The sequence below is a fragment of the Pseudidiomarina sp. CB1 genome (assembly GCF_024752025.1).
Classification (GTDB): domain Bacteria; phylum Pseudomonadota; class Gammaproteobacteria; order Enterobacterales; family Alteromonadaceae; genus Pseudidiomarina.
In genome coordinates, this window is the sequence record NZ_JANTPU010000001.1 from 1530332 (window position 1) to 1551915 (window position 21584).

A 21584-nucleotide genomic window follows, 5' to 3' on the forward strand; every position below is an offset into this window, starting at 1 on the left:
CTAAACTTTTTTACTGCCATCGGGCACAAAAACATAGCCGAGGCCCCAGACCGTTTGAATATAACGCGGGCTCGCCGGGTCTATTTCTAGCATCCGTCGCAAGCGCGATACTTGGACATCAATACTCCGCTCGAGGGCACTGTAATCACGCCCTCGAGCTTGATTCATGAGCTTGTCTCGCGACATTGGCTGACGCGGGTGCGTTACCAAAGCTTTCAACACCGCAAATTCACCGCTGGTGAGCGGCATCGGCTCATCACCTTTGAACATTTCACGGGTGCCAAGATTTAAGCGGAATTCGCCAAACGCAATTTCTTCATCATCTGCGCTCGGCGCTCCAGGAATTTCTTTGCCGCGGCGGCGCAAAACAGCCCGTACACGCGCCAGCAATTCGCGTGGATTAAACGGTTTGGCAAGGTAGTCATCGGCCCCTAACTCCAAACCAATAATGCGATCAACCTCATCACCTTTCGCGGTGAGCATCACAATGGGAATATCGTTGTTGGCATGGCGTAGACGTTTACAAATCGACAAGCCATCTTCACCTGGCAACATCAAATCTAACACCATAAGATGAAAGTTTTCGCGTTCTAACAGCCTATCCATTTGTTCGCTTTGCGCCGCCGAACGCACATAAAAACCCTGCTCGGTCAAATAACGTTCTAGCAAACCACGTAGTCGAGCATCATCATCAACCACTAAAATTTTAAAGGTTTCTTGTGACATGCGAGCCATGCTCCAAAGTTATCTTATTGTTGTCACTATAAAAGATGGTGTGCTTTTTGCCAACGCAAAGCCGCAGGAGTGCTTCGCGTTTTTGTATCGAAATATGTTTTAGCTAGCCCCCATATAAGTATTTTACGACCACGCGCGGCGCACAATTACCTGCGCCGTTGCTGGGCTTGTCAGCCGACCATAGCCAAGGTGCGCAACGTCTCCTAAACGACTCTGACAAAACGCATCGGCAACTTCATGCGGCGCATGTTGTTGTAACAATGCGGCCTGCATCGTACGGGCCATGAGCTCAACCCACTGTCTCGCATAAAAAGGTTGCTCCTGTGCCTGCTGTAATAGCTGAGGCAATCGTGCAATCGCTGCATCAAGCGCTTTGTTGACACCTTTAACGCCCATCAGCTCGGTTTGCAACGCGGCAAATGACTCGGGCTGCTTTTGCACCGCCCGCAAGGCATCCAAGCATTGCACATTCCCGCTACCCTCCCAAATCGCGTTGATCGGAGCTTCACGATATAAACGTGGCATGATGCAGTTTTCCATAACGCCACTGCCACCTATCACTTCCATCGCTTCGTACGCATGCTCTGCTGTGCGTTTACAGATCCAGTATTTGCCGGCTGGCACAACAATCCGCGCAAGCGCTTGTTCATGAGGGTCATCACGTTTATCCATCGCCTGTGCCATACGCATCGTCAACGTCAGCGCCGCTTCGCTTTCCAAAGCCAAGTCGGCAAGCACATTTTGCATGAGCGGCTGATCGATCAACTTAGCACCAAAAGCCGAGCGATGTTGGCAATGATGTATTGCCTGAGCTGTTGCTTGCCGCATACCGGCTGAGGAGCCAATCATGCAGTCATAACGTGTCATTGCGACCATCTCGATGATCGTGCGAACACCTCTGCCCTCCTCACCAATCATCCACGCCATAGCGCCACGCAGTTCGGCTTCACTTGAGGCGTTTGCGACATTGCCCATTTTGTCTTTAAGCTGCTGAATTTGAATTGGGTTTTTGGTTCCATCAGGGCGCCATCTGGGCAACAAAAAGCAACTCAAACCCTGTTCAGACTGCGCGAGGACCAATAAAGCATCACACATAGGGGCAGACACAAACCATTTGTGTCCGACTAATTCATACATTTGCCCAGGGCCCTTTGCGCCGATTGGGTAAGCATACGTCGTATTTGCGCGTACGTCAGAACCACCCTGCTTTTCGGTCATCGCCATGCCGATGGTCACCGCTGCTTTTTCAGTGTGCGGAACATTTCTTGGGTCATAACTATGCTGCAGCATTTTCGGCAGCCACTCAGCGGCGATATCGGGTTGGTGCTGCAGCGCCGGTGCCGCTGCAAAGGTCATCGTGATCGGACAACCATGGGCAGCTTCAACTTGCGTGTGCAGATAATAATTCGCCGCCCGCGCGACATGTGCCCCCTGTTGCGGCTTCGCCCAAGGTGACGCGTGTAAGCCATGCTCGGTAGCGATGGTCATTAAGCGATGATAGGCGTCGTGGTACTCAACAAGATCAATACGGTGGCCAAAACGATCATGCGACTGGAATTGCGGCTTATGCGCATTGGCTAAAAAGCCGAGTTCGATGGTTTCCGCCTTGCCAGCCAGCGCTCCCATAGCTACAAGGTCGTTTTGTGCCCAGCCTGCATGGCCGCGCACAATCGCTTCTTGTAGCGCTGTATCCGCGTGTAACACATTATAGTTTTCAAGCGCTGGAGGCTGATTCAACACTTCATGCGTGCTTGCCATAAATTGTTCCGCTTTCTGCCACTGTGTCATTGCAACCTCGATAATAGGACAAACAACTGTAAGCTATAAGCTACGTGATTCTTTGCGTCAAATTAAGGTTGGCTTAAGGCTAAAAATGCACCATTCTTATCTCAAAATTTCACTCATGGACAGCCTATGCGTTTATTGCTCATTGAAGATGACAGATTAATTGCCGAAGGCATTGTTTCTGGCCTCAAGAAATTGGGCTACCATGTTGAGCACTGCACTACCCAGAACCAGGCAACTAGTGCACTAAGTACGGATACCTTTCAGTTATTAATTCTTGATCTGGGCCTTCCTGACGGTTTAGCGATTCCCTTTATCGCAAAGGTAAAATCCGCGGGACTTGATGCGCCGATTCTGGTGCTTACTGCTTGGGATGATGTCGATAAAAAAGTGGCAGCGCTCGACGCTGGGGCCGATGACTATATGGTGAAGCCATTTGACTTGCGCGAGCTCGAAGCCCGTATTCGCGTTCTCGTGAGACGCCATCAAGGCCGACAGTCCGACGAGCTACAGTGGCGTAACTTAACCATCGATCTTGCCACGCAAGATGTACGTGTTGATGATGAAGTCGTTACCTTAACGCGCCGCGAGTGGCTGCTTTTGAAAGAATTCATGCTGAACCCTAAACGCATTTTGTCACGCGAACACTTAGAATCCGTTTTATACGGCTGGGATTCAGAAGTGGAAAGTAACGCTATTGAAGTCCACCTGCACCACTTACGCAAAAAGCTTGGCCGCACTCTGCTGCGTAACGTAAGAGGCGTGGGGTATATATTGAATCAGGATTACCAAGGTAAAGAGGCATGAAATCGCTATCGTTGCGCCGTCAACTTCTGCTTAGCACTAATATCGTCGTCATCGCGGTACTCATTCTCGGCGCTTGGCTTAATTACCGAATAACCTTGCATGAACTCGATGAAGTTTTTGATGCTGAGATGGCGCAGACCACCCGCGTCTTAAAAAGCCTGATTCATGACCCCGGTTTTCTTGATCGATTCGGCCAACCCAGAATTATCGAGTTACCCCCACTACCAAGTACTTATGCGGAAGAAGGTGATGAACGCCAATCCGACGGACACCCTTATGAGCGAAAGCTCGCATTTCAGGTCTGGGGAGTGGATGGGAAATTACTATTGGCCAGCGAAAATGCGCTCGGCGAACCGCTATCTAATCCGCTTCCAGGCTACCACGAGTTGCAGCGTGGAGACTTTAAGTGGATTGGTTTTAGTTATTTTGACGAGCATACCCAAACGTGGATTTACACGGCTCAGCGCGAGGACGTTCGCAGTGAGTTATCGACTTATATCACTACAAACCAACGCTGGATCGTGCTACTCACATGGTTACCATTGTCACTCGCCATCCTGCTTAGTATTGTCTGGTTCATGCGCCCTGTGCGCTTATTCGCTCAACAATTACAACAGCGCGACGCGCGTGATTTTAGCCCCGTGCAAGCGCGACTACCCAGCGAACTACGACCCATACAAGCCAACATCAATTTACTTTTAGCTCGTATACATACCTATTTAGAACGCGAGAAGAACTTTATTGCCGATGCCTCTCATGAGCTTCGCACTCCCCTCGCCGCACTGCGTTTACATGCAGACCAAATTGATCCTAACGATCCACAAAGCATTGCGGCTGTACAACATGCCACTGAGCGTTTGACGCATTTGGTCAATCAACTGTTGTTGCTCACGAAGCTTGAAGGTACGCAACTCAGTCACGATCAGTTAGCAACGGTCTCGCTTGAAACGATAGTCCACGAAGCGTTAGCCGAGCTCCCTGAACCTTTGAGTGCGCATTGCGAATGGCGGCTCAATCTTGCGCAAACACCTGCCATTTTAGGGTTGCCGACCTTGCTCACTGTCATGGTCCGTAACTTATTACAGAATGCCTCTAAATACGCAGCCGACAATGGTGTGGTCGAAATTAATACACAGCAACTTGCTAACGGGGTCGAGTTGGTCATTTGCGACAATGGCCCAGGCGTGCCCGTCGCAGATCTGCAGCGCTTGGGCGAGCGCTTCTTTCGCCATCCTGAAACCCGACATTTAGAAGGTGCCGGGCTCGGACTTTCGATTGTCAAACGCATCGCCGATCTTCATACTATCCAAGTAACTTTCGAAAGCCCTCCCAAACAGGGATTAAGGGTAAGACTGCTGTTTACCCTAGTCGAAGAAAACTGAGATCGTATTCATCATGGCGAAAACGAACCTGATCACGCGCACTGGCTTGGCCGAACTGCAGGCTGAGCTGGATCACTTATGGCGCTTCGAACGTCGCGAGACTACTGAAAAGGTGGCTTGGGCGGCGAGTCTTGGCGATCGTTCAGAAAATGCAGACTATAAGTACAACAAGCAAAAGTTGCGACAGATCGACCGCCGTATTCGCTTTTTACGTAAGCGCCTCGAAGTACTGAAAATTGTCGATTATGCACCTGCTCAAGAAGGTAAAGTCTTTTTCGGTGCTACCGTGACCGTTGAAAACGAAAACGGCGAAGAGAAGACCTTTACCATTGTCGGCCCCGACGAAATCTACGATGACAAAACTGTGGTCTCTATTGATGCTCCCATGGCACGCGCTGCTCTTGGCAAGTCGGTCGATGACGAGTTTAAAGTCACCACCCCCACCGGTCATCATTATTGGTACATCACCAACATCGACTACGTGCGCACAAAAGCGAGTTAACCACGCTCTCGTCTTAAGTTTCACTTAAGCTTACCGCTGCACACTTTGCTCTAGCATTCATCAGGAGCAACGTCGTGCACAAAAGCGTAACTACAATACATCGTGGCCTTGCCGCATACCGCCCGCTGTTTGTTCTTTTAGGTTGTGGACTTATAGGCTTAACGATCAGCAGGCTACTGTTGTTTTGGCTTTACTTTGCGCGCGTGAGTCGTTTTCCTGATTGGCCGTCACTGTTATTAAGTGGTATCCGCGCCGACCTCATCGTTATCGGCTACCTTCTTGCGATACCTTTGCTCATTGCTCCAGTGCTCTTGTTACCTGGACTACGTCGCTGGTGGCCGAGTTTCTTGCGTATCTGGCTGGTGATAAGCTTACTGTTTTTGTTTTTTATGGAAGCCGCCACACCGGTATTTATCGCGCAATACGACGTGCGCCCGAACCGCCTTTTTATCGAGTACCTGCTATACCCCAAAGAAGTCATGAGTACACTTTGGAATGGCTTCCGCGGCTGGCTACTGCTGACGATCACCCTTACCATTGGCGGAGCCATTTTGTTGCTAAAACTCGCGCGCTCAGTGTTGGCCCAACCTCGTGTCGCAAGCTACCGTAGTGCCATACTGGTGTGGCCTCTGTTGCTTGTACTCACCCTGTTGGCGATACGCTCAACCCTTGATCATCGACCCGCTAACCCAGCATTCTTTGCCCGTACCAGCGATGCTTTGGTCAATTCTCTCATCATTAGCTCTGCGTATTCCGTCGAATTTGCGCTTTACAACATGCAATACGAGGAAGCTGCGAGTGAGCAATATGGCACGCTTAACGAAACCGAGTTGCGCGACTTCATTCGTCAAATTGACTATTTTCAGGGGAGCAACTTTCCCTTTGCGGACTACCCAACCGTTCACTGGCAAGAAGCGTCGGTGCAACGTGAGCAGCCATTGAATATTGTGATTATTTTGGAAGAGAGCCTAGGTTATGGTTTCTACGAACGTGGCTTAACACCTGAACTAGCACGTTGGTCCGCTGCCGGTTGGTGGTTTGAACAACTTTACGCAACTGGAACACGATCCGTGCGTGGCATCGAAGCTGTCGTGGCAGGATTTTTGCCAACGCCGGCGCGTAGTACCGTAAAACTAAGCCGTTCACAGCAAAACTTCTTTACCTTGGCTGATGCCTTGCAACGTAATGGTTACCACACCGAGTTTATCTACGGTGGCGAATCGCATTTTGACAATATGCGGAGCTTTTTCACCGGCAATGGTTTTGCCCATATTATCGATGAAAACGACTACCCAGCACCGTCTTTTGTTTCCAGCTGGGGTGTCAGTGACGAAGATTTATTTAACAAAGCGCATGAACGTTTCGTTACCTTGCAGCAACAGCAGCAACCCTTTTTCTCGTTGGTTTTTACATCGTCCAATCACGAGCCCTTTGAGTTGCCCGAGAATAAAATCACGCCGGCCGCTAACGCTCCTCAACAAAGTGTCGAGAATGCGGTGAAGTATGCTGATTATGCACTCGGCCAATTTCTCGACCAAGCCAAAGCTAGCAACTACTGGTCAAACACTCTGTTCTTAGTCGTTGCTGATCACGATAACCGCGTTTACGGTGATGCCTTAGTCCCGGTCGACAAGTTTCACATTCCTGGGCTTATTCTCGGCGCTGACCTTAAACCGCAGAAGCTTGCCAGCGTTACCAGCCAAGTAGACTTAGGGCCTACGCTACTTTCACTCGCGGGTGTCTCGACCTACATACCAACGCTAGGACAAGATGTAAGCGCCGCTACCGAACCCGCGAATCGAGCGTTTCTGCAATTTAATCAAACTTTTGCGTATCTAGATGGTACTACGAGCCCAGCCAAGCTTACTGTCTTACAACCTGATGCGTCCCCTCGTCAAACGACTTACGAACTGGAGCAGCGCAGTTTCGGCGTGCTCGCCGAAGCCTCACCACAAGAAGCTAAACGCGCCTTGGCGTGGGCCTTGTTACCGTCGTGGCTGTATCGTGAGCAACGCTACTATGTGCCGCTCGCCGCAACTACCATGACAAATCAACGTAAGGAGGTCGCAACCAGCGCAAAATGACTGCTATACTGCGCGGCAACTCAAAAGGATGTAACCAAGAGAGACTTTTTATGAGCTCGATTTCTCAGCAAATCGCGACCGAGTTAGCGGTTAACGCACAACAAGTTCAAGCAGCCATCGCACTACTCGACGAAGGCGCTACGGTGCCCTTCATCGCCCGCTATCGCAAAGAGGTAACTGGCGGTTTAGATGACACCCAGTTACGTAACCTTGCTCAACGCCTGACGTATTTGCGCGAGTTGAATGACCGCCGAGAAGTGATTTTAGCGAGCATTCGCGATCAAGAAAAGCTTACCCCAGAGCTTGAGAAGGCTATTCTGGCGACGCAGTCAAAAACTGAGTTGGAAGACCTGTATTTACCCTACAAGCCAAAGCGTCGTACGAAGGGACAAATCGCCATTGAAGCGGGTCTTGAACCCCTTGCCGACACACTTTTACAAGATCCGACACAAGATCCAGAGACACTCGCCGGTGACTACCTCAATGTCGACGCAGGTTTTGCCGACAGTAAAGCAGTTCTCGAAGGTGCGCGCTTTATCCTGATGGAGCGTTTCGCCGAAGATGCCGCTTTATTGAAAAAAGTTCGCGATTATCTATGGAATAATGGCGAAATCGCCAGCACGGTAGCTAACGGCAAGGAGCAAGAAGGCGCCAAATATCGCGATTACTTTGCCTTTAGCGAAGCATTGAAGAAAATCCCATCGCATCGCGCATTAGCGCTGTTCCGAGGTCGCAATGAGGGGATCTTGCAACTGAAACTCGATGCCGACCCACAACAAGAAGATCCCAAAGCACGTAGCTATGGTGAACAACTGATTGCCGACCACCTCGGCTTTGTGGTTGCTAACCGTGCCGCTGATGCTTGGTTACAGCAAACCATTCAGTGGACTTGGCGTATCAAATTGTTGCTGCACATGGAAACCGAGCTCTTTGGTACTGTGCGCGAGCGTGCTGAAGCGGAAGCCATCAAGATCTTTGCGAATAACCTTAAAGATTTATTGATGGCCGCACCAGCTGGCGCAAAAACAACTATGGGTCTTGATCCTGGTGTACGCACCGGCATCAAAGTCGCGGTTGTCGATAGTACCGGCAAGGTACTTGGCACCAATACCGTGTTCCCATTTCAGCCGCAAAATCAAGTTGATAAAGCAATGCGTACCTTAGCTGGCATGTGCAAACAGCACAAAGTCGAACTGATCGCGATTGGCAACGGTACCCATTCACGCGAAACCGACAAGTTGGTCAGCGATATGCTGAAAGCTAACAGCGATTTAAAGGTGAATAAGGTCATTGTTAACGAAGCGGGCGCATCCGTTTATTCCGCATCAGAGTTAGCCGCGCAAGAATTCCCAGATCTCGACGTTTCACTGCGTGGCGCAGTTTCTATTGCCCGACGCCTGCAAGATCCACTTGCCGAACTGGTCAAGATCGAGCCGAAATCTATTGGCGTTGGTCAGTACCAACACGACGTCAGTCAAGCACAATTGGCACAAAGCCTTGATGCTGTTGTCGAGGACTGTGTTAACGCCGTTGGGGTCGACGCCAACACCGCATCGGTCGCATTGCTTGCCCGCGTTGCAGGTTTGAACAAAACGCTAGCGCAAAATATTGTCGCACATCGCGACAGCAACGGGCGCTTTGCTAATCGTAAGGCACTCCTCGATGTGGCACGCATGGGGCCGAAATCCTTTGAGCAAGCCGCCGGCTTTATGCGCATTATGGACGGTGACCAACCGCTCGATCGCTCAGCCGTTCACCCAGAGGCCTACCCTCTGGTTGCAAAGATTGCCGCCGACCACAATAAACAAGTGGCAGAATTGATTGGTGATGGCCAATTTTTACGTGGCGTGAACGCACAAAGCTACACCGATGAAAAATTTGGATTGCCGACGGTTCGCGATATTCTGCGCGAACTCGATAAACCAGGCCGTGACCCGCGTCCCGAGTTTAAAACCGCCACCTTCAAAGAGGGTGTCGACACCTTGCAGGATTTACGTCCCGGTATGACGCTTGAGGGTGTTGTTTCCAACGTCGCAGCCTTCGGCGCGTTTGTTGATGTTGGTGTGCACCAAGACGGTCTTGTCCATGTGAGTGCGCTCTCAACTAACTTCGTCAGCGACCCGCGCGAAGTTGTTAAAGCTGGTGACATCGTGAAAGTGAAGGTTCTTGAAGTTGATGTGCAGCGAAAGCGCATCAGCTTGACGATGCGCATACAAGACGAAGCGCCAGCGCCAAGTGCCAAGAAAGCCGAAGTAACAAAGGGCAAGGCACGACACGGCGATAAAGGTCACAAGCCTCGCTCGGCAACGAAAAGCCCGCAACCGGCCGCGAACTCCGCAATGGGCTCAGCATTTGCTGAAGCATTTGCGAAGGCAAAAAAATAGCCCTACGCGCGACCACGTAGAGCTGTTTTAGAAAAATCATAGCGAGGCTTGTAGAGCCTCGCTTTTTTTAGGATTGAACGAGCTGTGGTGTGCGCAGCATTTGTTTGAAATTACGCTTGTGCTCTTCAAAAGCAGAGCGTAACTCTGTAACTTTCGCATGCATGTCGTCCATCGTTGGCACATGATCCGCCAAAGCTTTGGTTTTACTGTCCAGCAATTGCTTGCGCGCTTGATAGTACTCGCGTAAACGCAAGATCAATGCATCATACTCGTCATGCAGTTTCTGCAAGGTTGTCTCGCAACCAATCGCCGCAGTCGCTTTGGCTTTCTTGAACTGCATTTCCAGCTTAGCTTTTTCAATTTGGTAGCCGTTCGTACGCTTCAAGTTACGCGTCAAGCCTAACCACGAACAACTGCGAATGAGCCATTTAGTTGGGTCAAACTGCCACCAACGAATGCCGTTGCGATAATCCGCTGAGAAGATGTGATGGAAATTGTGGTAGCCCTCACCAAAAGTAAGTAACGCCAACACGCCATTATCTCGCGCAGTATTTCGATCGGTGTAAGTCTGCTTACCCCATATATGCGCCAGCGAATTAATGAAGAAGGTCGTGTGATGGTTGATCACCAAGCGCGCGAAGCCGACTAAGATAATCGCCCCCCAAACGTCACCAAGCATTAAACCAACTGCAACAGGCCAGCCAATTGTCGTCAACAGTGTCAGTGTCAAATAATGGCGGTGCTGCCACATGACCACCCGATCATTCTGCAAGTCTTTGACATTGTTATAGTCGTGATAACGCGATGCTTGATACTCGCGCAACATCCAGCCGATGTGCGAATACCAGAAACCGCGCTTAGCTGAATACGGGTCATTGTCGTTGTCATCAACATGCTTATGATGCTCGCGATGATCTGACGACCAGTGCAACGCACTGTTTTGTACGGCTAATGCGCCACCCAGCGCAAACAACACACGCAGTGACCAATGCGCATCATAAGCGCGATGTGACCACAACCGGTGGTAGCCAGCAGTAATTGAAATACCGGCAAAAGCAATAGTGCCAATGAGCGCAAACCATAGGCCTGCGGAGAAACCCTGCGTTAGGCCATACCAAGGCACACCTATTGCAGCAACCAGAAAAGTGATAGCAAAAACGAGGGTATTGAGCCAAATGACTTTTGGCTTTGCAACTGAAGACTTCGACATAAAAAACCTATATTAAAAAATCGGCATGTTCGCATTTCTTTAAGAACACAACTTTAAGCGAACATGTGTACGCTGAATTTACGCATCTTTGTCGCGCCTTGCAACTATTATTTGCCTTAAATCGACGAATTGCGTGCACAAGCGTTCACTGACATAATCACGACTTTAGGCAACACAACGCAAAGGAAGTTCAGTCATGGCAGGTGTACGAGCCGCGCAAAAAGAGAAGACGCGACGGGCGCTGATCCAAGCGGCAATGAATCAGCTCAGTGCTGAGCATGGCTACGCGTCGTTAAGCTTGCGTGAAGTTGCGCGGGAAGCTGGCATTGCGCCAACGTCGTTTTACCGCCATTTTCAAAATATGGAAGAGCTAGGTCTAACTTTAGTTGATGAAGGTGGCCTTGCTCTGCGGCAATTACTACGCCAATCACGTCAACAAATTGCCAAAGGTGGTTCGATTATCCGCGCTTCGGTCACCACGTTTATGGAGTTTGTCGCTAACAACACCGCTATTTTCCGCTTATTACTACAGGAAAAATCAGGAAACTCGCGTGAATTTCGTCTTGCTGTGCAGCGTGAAGTCGAACATTTTACGGCCGAACTTGTTGACTATCTCGTCGACGAGCAGGACTTTGAACGCAGCCTTGCTGAACTACAAGCCGATGCCATAGTGCGCATTGTGTTCAGTGTGGGGGCCGATGCCCTCGATGCCTCTGCTGCTGAACGCCATGAGCTTTTGGAAACGACCATCTCACAAGTACGCATCGTTGCGCGCGGTGCCGCAGTTACCCGTACATTGGCCAAGTCAGCGAAATCATAAGCAACGCCACCACTGCCATTGCCGCCGACAAAGGCAGGCCTAAACGCCAATAATCAGAAAATTTGTAACCGCCAGGGCCCATGACCAGAATATTAGACTGGTGCCCGATCGGCGTGAGGAAAGGTAATGATGCGCCGATCGCAACCGCCATTAAGAAAGGGTCCTGTGACGCCTCTAAAGTATTCGCCATACTTAGCCCAATTGGCGCCATCAATACTGCAGCCGCAGCATTATTAATAATATTTGAAAGCAGCATAGTAACGACCAGCAACAGGCTTATCGCAACCATCCCGGGAGCGTCCTGACTTACCCACAAAGCCATGCTCGCTAGGGTATCTGCAGCACCACTACGCTCCAATGCACCGCCAAGCGGAATGGTTGCCGCTAACAGCACAATAATCGGCCATTCGATGTGTTCGTATAGCTCACGTATAGGGATAACATTAGCCAAGACCATCAGCCCAGCCGCCATACTAAAGGCCACCGGCACACTTAAAAGGTCAAAGGCGCTAGCCAACACCGCTCCGGCAAAAATACCCAGCGGCATGATCAGTTGGCGTTTTTTGCCAAGCCGTAAGCTACGTTGCGCTAAAGGAAAACAGCCAAAACGGTTGAATACGTCGTTCAGAACCTCGGCGTCACCTTGTAGAAGCAAAACATCTCCCGGCTTAAAACGCACATCCGACAAGCTTGGTTTTAACGGCTGCCCTTCACGCGCCACGGCGAGAACGTTTACCCCAAAACGATGGCGTAACCGTAAGTCGGCCGCAGACCGGCCGATTAAGCGTGAGTCATGCCCAACAATACCTTCGATAACCTTTATTTCGTCAGAAACCAAGAACCGAGTGTCGATTTCTTCCTCTGCGTTCAGTTCAAACTTGGTGGCATCAAGAATCTCTTGCAAAGTACTGGCATCGGCCTCGACGATGAGCACATCTTCAGCCCGCAAACGCTGATAACGAGGTGGCGCTGTGATCATCTGTTTGCCGCGTTTCAGCGCAACCACGGCAAAGTTTTCCTTTATTTTGGATTCAAACTCAAACAACGTATGCCCAACCAGTGTTGCTCCCTCAGGCAGGTAAAGCTCAGTCAAGTAAGCGCTGACGTCATACGGTGACGTCGAAGTGTCACGACTTTTATTGCGTGGCACCAGCCAATGTGCGGTGAGCCACATGAGTACCAAACCAGCAACTGCAACCGCTAGTCCAACTGGGGTAAAGTCAAAAATGCCGAAGGGCTCGGCGCCATGGCTTGCACGGATGTCTGAAATGATAATATTTGGCGGCGTACCGATCATGGTAATCGTGCCGCCGAGTAAGGAGCCGAAGGCCATCGGCATCAACATTAGAGAAGCATGGCCGGCGCCATTCCGCGACAGCTGCAAGGCGACGGGAATCATGATTGCCATCGCCCCTGTATTGCTAATAAAGGCCGAAACAAACGTGGTAAGGCTGGTTAAAACGATCATTTGTAGCCAAACTCGATCACCCATTTGCTTGACGCCGCTGGCCATGGTATCGACAACCCCCGAACGCCATAATGCATGGCTGATTACCAATACGGCGGCGACGGTGATAACCGCGGCATTACCAAAACCTGAAAACACCTCTTGGCGTGGGATAAGGCCCACAATATAAGCAGCGAAGAGCGCACCCATGGCGACAAAGTCATAGCGCCAACGGTCGATCACGAAAAGTACCAAAGCTGTGACGAGGATCACCCCAATCCAGATTTGATCGGCCATACTAAGTATCCTTATTATTCTTAGTCTTGCTTAGAGTGGCTTGATTTCGTGGGAAGTCAACCATTTTGCTGCTACTATGTTGAAGAAAAATAACACTATAGGAGAGAAAGATGTTCCTTCGAATCGGTCTCACAGCGCTCTGTGCGAGCCTAAGTTTGTCAGTCTTTGCGCGCGATATTACGCTGCAAGAAACCGTTACCACACAATCGATCAACAGCGTTGCTGTTAGTGAAGATGGCCAAGTTGCCGCTTTCACCCGTGTGGTGCCGCGTACCCCTTATGTCGATGACGATGGCAGCGACTACGTCGAGTTGTTGGTTGTCCGCGGCGAGCAAGAGCCGGTCCCATTTATCACCGATAAACATGGCGTGGGCGATGTAAGTATCCACGGCGACTTCATTTATTTCACCAGCAAACGTGACGGCGACGACCATACAAGTCTGTACAAAATCTCCCTTAATGGTGGTGAAGCGCAAAAGGTTTTCAGCCACAACAACAGCATCTACAGCTATACCCTGAGCGCCGACGGTCGTTACTTGGCTTTCCGCGCCCAGACTGAAGCTGATAAAAAAACCAAAGACTTAGCTAAAAAAGGCTTCAAAGCTGAGGTTTACGAAGAAGAAAACGAGTTCACTCATGCTTGGTTGGTGGACTTAACGAACGAAGAGCCAATGGCGGCGCAGATTACCGATGACCGTCAGGTGTATTCTGTTGCCTTCCGTCCTGGCCACGAACAATTGCTGTTGCGCACTGCTCCGACCGCCCTAGTTGATGATAACTACATGAGTAGCCAGTATGAACTCGTGTCCTATGCTGGTGCGCAAGAAAGCGCTTTTGAAACTGTAGGCAAGCTGGGCAAAGCCGAGTTCTCTCCAAATGGCCGTTATTTAGCGGTGATCGGATCGGCAGACTACAACGATCCAGCCGATGGCCGACTGTTTGTATTTGACTTACAAAATCAAAATACAGTCCGTGAAGTACTACCTGACTATCCTGGTCACGTACAGGACATCGACTGGCGCCGCAACGACGAATTAATTTACTTAGGCCACATTGGTACTGAAAGTGAAGTGCGTGCCATCACCATGCAATGGCTCGAAACCCGCACATTGCTCGAGCCAGGCCAAGCTATTGTGGTCGATATTGAAGCAACACCGCAGCAAGCTGGGGTCTACGCTCGCGCTCATCGTGCGACACACCCTACTGAATTGTTCCGCATTGAAAACCAAAGCCTGATTCGCCTTACGGATTCGAACCCTTGGCTGGCCGACATCACTATGCCACGTCAAGAAACGATCAGCTACGCAGCACGTGATGGCCTCGAGCTTGAAGGGATCCTCGTCTACCCAACTGATTATCAGGAAGGTACACGTTATCCGTTAATCACCGTTGTGCATGGTGGCCCAGAGTCTCATTACAGCAATGGTTGGTTAGACCGTTATGGCAGCCCAGTTAAATACGCTGCGCAGCAAGGTTATGCGTTATTCTTCCCTAACTATCGCGGTAGCACAGGTCGCGGCGTTGAGTTTTCGAAACTCGGCCAAAATGACTATGCCGGTAAAGAGTTCGACGACATTGTCGACGGTAAAAACCACCTTGTTGAAATGGGCCTTGTCGACAACGAAAAAGCCGGTATCACTGGTGGATCATACGGTGGCTTTGCTTCGGCTTGGGGCGCCACAGCACAAACTGAACATTGGGCTGCCAGTGTGATGTTCGTTGGTATTAGCGATAACATTTCGAAGTTCGGTACCACCGATATTGCAAAAGAAATGCATGCGGTTCACGCCCGCAGCTATCCTTGGGAAAAATGGCAGTGGTATTTGGAACGTAGCCCTATTTACCATGCCGAAAAGGCACGCACACCTATTTTGATCATGCACGGTAAAGAAGATACTCGCGTACATCCAAGTCAATCGATGGAACTCTACCGCTACCTGAAAACGCATGGCAACGTACCGGTGCGCTTAGTACTGTATCCCGGTGAAGGCCATGGTAACCGTCGCGTGGCAGCGCAGTTGGACTATAGCATGCGCCTCATGCGTTGGATGGATCACTTCTTGATGGCAGACGGTACTGAAGCGCCTAGCCACGAGCTTCCACATGCCGAGCAACTTAAATAATACCCCTCAGGACCCGCTTTACCGGCGGGTCCAATTTCTTTGGGCCCTGCTCTGGGTCATGTTCATTACGTTTTTAGTATTGGGCATTCTTAACTACGCCATCAATAAGGTTGAGTGGGTTGCCTTTATGCATTGGGGTACCAGTCTGTTGAGTTTGCTCCTCATCTATTGGCATCGGCGCGCGCCACAACACGTTTTTGGGGTGTCATGGGCTGTCGTTGTGACCTGCGCATTGGTGCTATTTGCATACATTGTGGTCATGGAAGGCCGCGATTATTCGTTGTTTTGGCTGGCACTCTACCCTCCGGTCGCTTTTTTTCTGCTGGGGCGGCGTTGGGGCCATATTTTAAGTAGCTTGGTCGTCGGCGGGAATTTGATTTATGTCGCATACGCATCACAGACCTGGCAACCAGCACCTTTCACTGTTCACGCTTTACTGAATATCGTCATTGCACTGGCTGCGTTTTTTGCCGTACTCCGGCATATTGAAAAAACACGCTCTGAAGCGTTTCATAACCTCCGGGATCATAGCGAGCGCTTAGAATACATTGCAATTACTGACCCGTTGACCGGACTGGTCAACCGTAGTCGCCTTGATCAGGCACTCAGCCGCGGCTTACAACGAGCAAAGCGCGAGCAGACAACCTTTGCGGTTATCCTGTTGGATATCGATCATTTTAAACGGGTCAATGACACTTATGGGCATCAGGTCGGTGATCGTATTTTAATTGAACTCGCACAACTCTTACGCAGTAATACTCGCGGCTCTGATACGCTAGGACGCTGGGGCGGCGAAGAGTTCCTCCTCGTCGCTGAAAGCTGTTCCCGCCAACAGGCCAAAGTGCTCGCCGAAAAAATTCGTCATGCCGTCGCCGCTTTTGTTTTTCACGCCGATATTCATATTACCATCAGTCTTGGCGTTGCTAGCTTTCACGCCGGGGATGATGAGTCTTCGCTGGTGCGACGGGCTGATGAAGCGTTATACACCGCTAAGGCAAATGGTCGAAACTGCACCGTGACTGAGCTGGATCTTGAGATACAAAAAAGCCCCGCTGTATAACGAGGCTTTTGAACACATTTACCGTAGCTTGATTAAAGTTGAGGACCTGCTGCGACCAGTGCCTGACCTTCTTCATTGTCGGTAAATTTCTCAAAGTTCGCGACAAAGCGTCGTGCCAGATCATGCGCCTTCAAATCCCACTCATTCACATCTTCGTAGGTATTACGTGGATCGAGAATTGATGTGTCTTCGACACCAGCTAACGCGGTAGGCATAGCCAAGTTGAAGTACGGCAGATTAACGAAATCTGCATCTTCAATACTGCCATCGAGAATCGCATCAATAATCGCGCGCGTTGCTTTGATGGAAATACGCTTACCGGTACCGTTCCAGCCAGTGTTTACTAAATAGGCTTCAGCGCCTGCAGCTTCCATACGCTTCACCAGCACTTCTGCGTATTGTGTTGGATGCAAGGTTAAGAACGCCGCACCAAAACAGCTCGAAAAAGTAGGTGTAGGCTCAGTAATCCCGCGTTCAGTACCTGCCAATTTAGCGGTAAAACCTGAGAGGAAGTGATACTTGGTCTGCTCTTTGGTGAGCTTGGCTACTGGAGGCAGCACACCGAAGGCATCAGCCGTCAAGAAAATCACTTTCTTAGCATGACCAGCCTTCGAAACAGGCTTAACGATATTATCGATATGATAAATCGGGTAAGAAACCCGAGTGTTCTCGGTTTTTGAGCCGTCGTCGAAGTCAACAGTACCATCATCAAGAACGGTGACATTCTCTAACAGAGCGTCGCGACGAATGGCGTTGTAGATATCTGGCTCAGCCTCTTCCGACAGATTGATGGTTTTCGCATAACAACCACCTTCGAAATTGAATACACCATCGTCGTCCCAACCGTGCTCGTCATCACCAATGAGTTCACGTTTAGGGTCGGTCGACAAGGTGGTCTTGCCGGTGCCTGACAAACCAAAGAAAATCGCTACATCACCTTTCTCACCAACGTTGGCCGAACAGTGCATTGAGGCAATACCTTGCAGCGGCAAAAAGTAGTTCATCATTGAGAACATACCTTTTTTCATTTCGCCGCCGTACCACGTACCACCGATTAATTGGATACGCTCGGTAAGATTGAAAGCCACGAAATTCTCTGAGTTAAGACCGTGCTCTTGCCATTTTGGATTGATGCATTTTGCACCGTTCATGACGACGAAGTCTGGCTTGAAGGTTTGCAATTCTTCGTCGCTAGGACGAATAAACATGTTTTTGACGAAGTGCGCCTGCCATGCCACTTCAGTAATAAAGCGCACCGACAAACGTGTATCTTCATTAGCACCACAGTAGGTATCGACGACAAACAAACGCTTACCCGATAATTGTTCGGTTACTGTGCCTTTTAGGTCAGCCCAAATCTCTGGCGAAATAGCCTTATTGTCGTTCTTGCCTTGGTCAGCCCACCATAAGGTGTCCTTGGTTGTCTCGTCGCGCACGATGTACTTGTCTTTGGGTGAACGCCCAGTAAAAATACCGGTGTCGACAGCAACAGCGCCAAGCTTGGTTACAACGCCTTTTTCATAGCCTTGAAGATCGCTGCGGGTTTCTTCTTCGAACAACACATCATACGAAGGATTGTGGACAACTTCAGTGACGTCTGTGATGCCATATTGGCCTAAATCCAGATCAGTCATGTGATGGACTCCTGCGGGTCTGGTCTGAGCAAATTAAAATGAAACGAAAACGGGCCGCGATTTTACCTTGAAAAGCGCAAAAATGGTAGCCTGCCGCGCAGACCACCATTTAACTTATCGGTTTCTTTACGATTTTTGTCTTGCTGCAATTTTGGCCTGTAGGGCTTCAGCAACGTTTTTAGCCGTAAACTGACGCACATCCCCCTGGTGAAGGGCGACTTCTTTGACTAATGTCGACGAAATGAATGAATTCTCTTCGGATGGGGTTAGAAAGACGCTTTCAAGGCCTGGATACAAACGTCGGTTCATATTGGCCATCTGAAATTCATATTCAAAATCAGATACCGCTCGTAGACCACGAATCAGTACTGTCGCGCCATACTCTTTGGCAAAATCGACCAACAGCCCGCCAAAACCCACAACGGTAACATTAGGCAACCCTGCGGTTACTTCGCGTACCAGTTCAACACGCTCTTCGAGTGTGAACATTGGATTTTTGCTGGGGTTGTTCGCCACCCCCACGACGATTTCACTGAACAGACTTGCCGCCCGTTCAATTAAGTCTGCATGACCATTGGTAATAGGATCAAAGGTTCCTGGGTAGATAGCACGCTTGTGCATGAATTTCCTCCAACACAAGAAATGAGGATGCGCGATGCCCCGCAAATCAGGTAAACTATAGAACAAATTCTAGCGTTTACCTCTGCGTAAGCTTGATCAAAGCTCGGAGAATTACATGAAGAACGATTTTTATCAACAGCTCGACGCCCAGCTTGAAGAACTGCAACAAGAAGGGCTTTATAAAAAAGAACGTATTATCACCAGCGAGCAAGCGGCCGAAATCAAAGTAGGTGATGGTCAGTCAGTGCTCAATTTCTGCGCCAATAACTATTTAGGTTTGGCCAACCATCCTGATCTCATCGCGGCGGCAAAACAAGGGCTCGACGAACACGGTTTTGGTACCGCATCGGTGCGCTTTATTTGCGGTACGCAAGACATCCACAAAACGCTTGAACAAAAGCTCAGTGCGTTTTTAGGTACCGAAGATACCATTTTGTACTCATCGTGCTTCGACGCGAACGGTGGCCTTTTTGAAACCTTAATGGGCCCTGAAGATGCAATTATCAGTGACGAATTGAATCATGCTTCGATCATTGACGGCATTCGCCTGTGCAAAGCCAAGCGCTATCGTTACAAGAATAACGATATGGCCGACTTAGAAGCACAGCTCAAACAAGCAAAAGCTGACGGCGCACGCCATATCTTGATTGCCACCGATGGTGTGTTTTCAATGGATGGTGTCATCGCCAATATGAAAGGCATTTGTGATCTTGCGGATGAGTACGGTGCGCTCACCATGATGGACGATTGTCATGCAACAGGCTTCCTTGGCGCAAAAGGTAAAGGCACTCATGAATACTGTGACGTCATGGGCCGCGTTGATATTATCACGGGTACCCTAGGTAAGGCTTTAGGTGGCGCATCAGGCGGTTACACCTCGGGTAAAAAGCAAGTGATTGATTGGTTACGTCAACGCTCACGTCCTTATTTGTTCTCAAACTCAGTTGCACCAGCGATCGTTCAAGCTTCCATTCGCGTATTGGAAATGCTTGAAGATGGTGATGAGTTGCGCCAACGCTTGTGGGACAATGCGAACTACTTCCGCACGGAAATGACGAAGGCCGGATTTACCTTGAGCGGCGCCGACCATGCGATTATTCCAGTTATGATTGGTGACGCTAAAGTAGCTTCGGAAATGGCAGACCGCTTATTGGCCGAAGGCATTTACGTTATTGGCTTCTCGTTCCCGGTCGTGCCGCGGGGTAAAGCGCGGATTCGTACACAAATGTCTGCCGGACATAGTCGTGAGCAGCTACAACGTGCCATTGACGCCTTTATTCGCATTGGTAAAGACTTAGGTATTATTTAAGCGGTCACCCCCGCCAGCGGAGGCAAGATATATGAAAGCTTTAGCAAAACTGCATGCCGAACCCGGTATTTGGATGACCGATGCCGAAAAACCTGAGTACGGTTACAACGACCTACTCATCAAGATTAAAAAGACCGCTATTTGTGGCACCGACGTGCACATCTACAAATGGGATGAATGGTCACAGCAAACGATTCCTGTACCTATGGTCGTAGGCCATGAATACGTTGGCGAAGTCGCCGCCATGGGCGATGGCGTGCGAGGCTTTGCCATCGGCGACCGCGTTTCCGGCGAAGGTCACATCACCTGCGGCCACTGCCGTAATTGCCGTGCAGGCCGTCGCCACTTGTGCCGAAATACGGTTGGCGTCGGCGTCAACCGCCCTGGCGCTTTTGCCGAGTACTTGGTGATTCCTGCGGAAAATGCATTCAAATTACCTGACGATATTAGCGACGACCTTGCCGCTATTTTTGACCCCTTCGGCAATGCAGTTCACACCGCACTAGCGTTTGACCTGGTAGGCGAAGACGTGCTCATCACAGGTGCTGGCCCGATCGGCATCATGGCTGCGGCAGTGGCACGCCACGTTGGCGCACGCCATGTTGTGATTACCGACGTTAATCCATACCGTTTAGACCTCGCCTTAAAAATGGGCGCGACTCGTGCTGTTGACGTGAGTAAAGAAAAGCTTAAAGACGTGATGACTGAGCTCGGGATGAAAGAAGGCTTCGATGTCGGGCTCGAAATGTCAGGTGTCCCGTCGGCGTTCTCGCAAATGCTTGAGACCATGAACCACGGCGGCAAAATTGCCATGCTTGGTATTCCGCCGCAAAGCGTTGCGATTGACTGGAACCAAGTTATCTTCAAAGGTTTGACGATCAAGGGTATTTACGGTCGTGAAATGTTTGAAACTTGGTACAAAATGGCAAGCTTACTGCAATCTGGCCTCGATTTATCGCCGATTTTGACCCATCATCTACCCGTAAGTGAGTTTGAAAAAGGCTTCGAAATCATGATTTCTGGGCAATCGGGTAAAGTCGTTTTGGATTGGGAAAACGCATGAGTGACTGGACCCACATGAATGTCGCCACAGCTTTCGAGCTGTGGCAGCAAAAAAAAGCGGCATTCGCTGACATTCGCGATGCTCGCTCTTATGCTATGGGACACATTCCGGGTGCCGTGCACCTCACAGATTCGACGTTAAATGACTTTCTCGCCGAACTCGAAGATGACCAGCCAGTGGTTGTGGTTTGTTATCACGGTAATAGTAGCCAAGGTGCCGCTGAATATCTCGCTCACCAAGGTATTGAACCTGTCAGCAGTATGGATGGTGGCTTTACTGCGTGGGCACAACAACATCCGGATGCCGTGGAGCGCAGCTAAC

17 protein-coding genes are annotated in these 21584 nt (G+C 50.0%); 11 read left to right on the top strand and 6 right to left on the bottom strand.

All coding sequences use genetic code 11. The annotated features are described in order from the left end of the window. On the bottom strand, nucleotides 1-735 hold the full coding sequence (gene ompR, locus NV375_RS07340) for a two-component system response regulator OmpR (protein WP_258807516.1): 735 nt from the start codon (nucleotides 733-735) through the stop codon (nucleotides 1-3). A gap of 123 nt (nucleotides 736-858) precedes the next feature. Further along, nucleotides 859-2523, bottom strand: coding sequence for an isovaleryl-CoA dehydrogenase (locus NV375_RS07345; RefSeq protein ID WP_258807517.1), 1665 nt, complete (start codon nucleotides 2521-2523; stop codon nucleotides 859-861). Nucleotides 2524-2649: 126 nt separating this feature from the next. Here NV375_RS07345 and NV375_RS07350 point away from each other — a divergent pair, with 126 nt between their 5' ends. The 5 genes from NV375_RS07350 to NV375_RS07370 all read left to right on the top strand — a co-directional run bounded on the left by NV375_RS07350 (nucleotide 2650) and on the right by NV375_RS07370 (nucleotide 9679). Then, nucleotides 2650-3327, top strand: a complete 678-nt coding sequence (locus tag NV375_RS07350; RefSeq protein ID WP_258807518.1) for a response regulator — start codon at nucleotides 2650-2652, stop codon at nucleotides 3325-3327. Continuing rightward, nucleotides 3324-4709 carry an ATP-binding protein gene (locus NV375_RS07355; RefSeq protein ID WP_258807519.1) on the top strand — a complete coding sequence of 462 codons (1386 nt, stop codon included), beginning with the start codon at nucleotides 3324-3326 and terminating at the stop codon, nucleotides 4707-4709. The genes NV375_RS07350 and NV375_RS07355 overlap by 4 nt, the downstream gene beginning before the upstream one ends. A gap of 13 nt (nucleotides 4710-4722) precedes the next feature. Beyond that, a complete protein-coding gene (gene greB, locus NV375_RS07360; protein WP_258807520.1) occupies nucleotides 4723-5211 on the top strand; it encodes a transcription elongation factor GreB in 489 nt (162 codons plus the stop codon). 74 nt (nucleotides 5212-5285) lie between these two features. Beyond that, a complete protein-coding gene (locus tag NV375_RS07365) occupies nucleotides 5286-7295 on the top strand; it encodes an LTA synthase family protein (RefSeq protein ID WP_258807522.1) in 2010 nt (669 codons plus the stop codon). A 50-nt stretch (nucleotides 7296-7345) separates the two neighbouring features. After that, on the top strand, nucleotides 7346-9679 hold the full coding sequence (locus tag NV375_RS07370; RefSeq protein ID WP_258807523.1) for a Tex family protein: 2334 nt from the start codon (nucleotides 7346-7348) through the stop codon (nucleotides 9677-9679). A gap of 67 nt (nucleotides 9680-9746) precedes the next feature. Here the strand turns inward: NV375_RS07370 and NV375_RS07375 are convergent, their stop codons facing one another. Then, nucleotides 9747-10889, bottom strand: a complete 1143-nt coding sequence (locus NV375_RS07375; RefSeq protein WP_258807524.1) for a fatty acid desaturase — start codon at nucleotides 10887-10889, stop codon at nucleotides 9747-9749. A gap of 196 nt (nucleotides 10890-11085) precedes the next feature. Here NV375_RS07375 and fabR point away from each other — a divergent pair, with 196 nt between their 5' ends. Then, nucleotides 11086-11709, top strand: a complete 624-nt coding sequence (fabR, locus tag NV375_RS07380; protein ID WP_258807525.1) for an HTH-type transcriptional repressor FabR — start codon at nucleotides 11086-11088, stop codon at nucleotides 11707-11709. On the opposite strand, the gene NV375_RS07385 is transcribed toward fabR, so the two are convergent. Further along, nucleotides 11675-13453 (bottom strand): SLC13 family permease, encoded by a 1779-nt coding sequence (locus NV375_RS07385; RefSeq protein ID WP_258807526.1) that lies wholly within the window; start codon nucleotides 13451-13453, stop codon nucleotides 11675-11677. The two genes, fabR and NV375_RS07385, sit on opposite strands and share 35 nt — an antisense overlap. Before the next feature lie 110 nt (nucleotides 13454-13563). Here NV375_RS07385 and NV375_RS07390 point away from each other — a divergent pair, with 110 nt between their 5' ends. Beyond that, entirely contained in the window at nucleotides 13564-15576 is a 2013-nt protein-coding gene (locus NV375_RS07390; RefSeq protein ID WP_258807527.1) for a S9 family peptidase, read from the top strand. Next, a complete protein-coding gene (locus NV375_RS07395) occupies nucleotides 15557-16636 on the top strand; it encodes a GGDEF domain-containing protein (protein ID WP_258807528.1) in 1080 nt (359 codons plus the stop codon). Before NV375_RS07390 ends, NV375_RS07395 begins: the two co-directional genes overlap by 20 nt. 32 nt (nucleotides 16637-16668) lie before the next feature. Here the strand turns inward: NV375_RS07395 and pckA are convergent, their stop codons facing one another. Next, nucleotides 16669-18270, bottom strand: coding sequence for a phosphoenolpyruvate carboxykinase (ATP) (gene pckA, locus NV375_RS07400; RefSeq protein WP_258807529.1), 1602 nt, complete (start codon nucleotides 18268-18270; stop codon nucleotides 16669-16671). A 126-nt stretch (nucleotides 18271-18396) separates the two neighbouring features. Next, nucleotides 18397-18891 (bottom strand): pantetheine-phosphate adenylyltransferase, encoded by a 495-nt coding sequence (gene coaD, locus NV375_RS07405; protein WP_258807530.1) that lies wholly within the window; start codon nucleotides 18889-18891, stop codon nucleotides 18397-18399. A 115-nt stretch (nucleotides 18892-19006) separates the two neighbouring features. On the opposite strand from coaD, the gene NV375_RS07410 reads away from it, so the two are divergent. Genes NV375_RS07410 through glpE form a run of 3 tightly spaced genes read left to right on the top strand, consistent with a single transcriptional unit; the run spans nucleotide 19007 to nucleotide 21583 of the window. Then, on the top strand, nucleotides 19007-20200 hold the full coding sequence (locus tag NV375_RS07410) for a glycine C-acetyltransferase (protein WP_258807532.1): 1194 nt from the start codon (nucleotides 19007-19009) through the stop codon (nucleotides 20198-20200). A gap of 31 nt (nucleotides 20201-20231) precedes the next feature. Continuing rightward, on the top strand, nucleotides 20232-21263 hold the full coding sequence (gene tdh, locus NV375_RS07415; protein ID WP_126771838.1) for an L-threonine 3-dehydrogenase: 1032 nt from the start codon (nucleotides 20232-20234) through the stop codon (nucleotides 21261-21263). Beyond that, a complete protein-coding gene (gene glpE, locus NV375_RS07420; protein ID WP_258807534.1) occupies nucleotides 21260-21583 on the top strand; it encodes a thiosulfate sulfurtransferase GlpE in 324 nt (107 codons plus the stop codon). The genes tdh and glpE overlap by 4 nt, the downstream gene beginning before the upstream one ends. Nucleotide 21584: the final 1 nt, after the last annotated feature.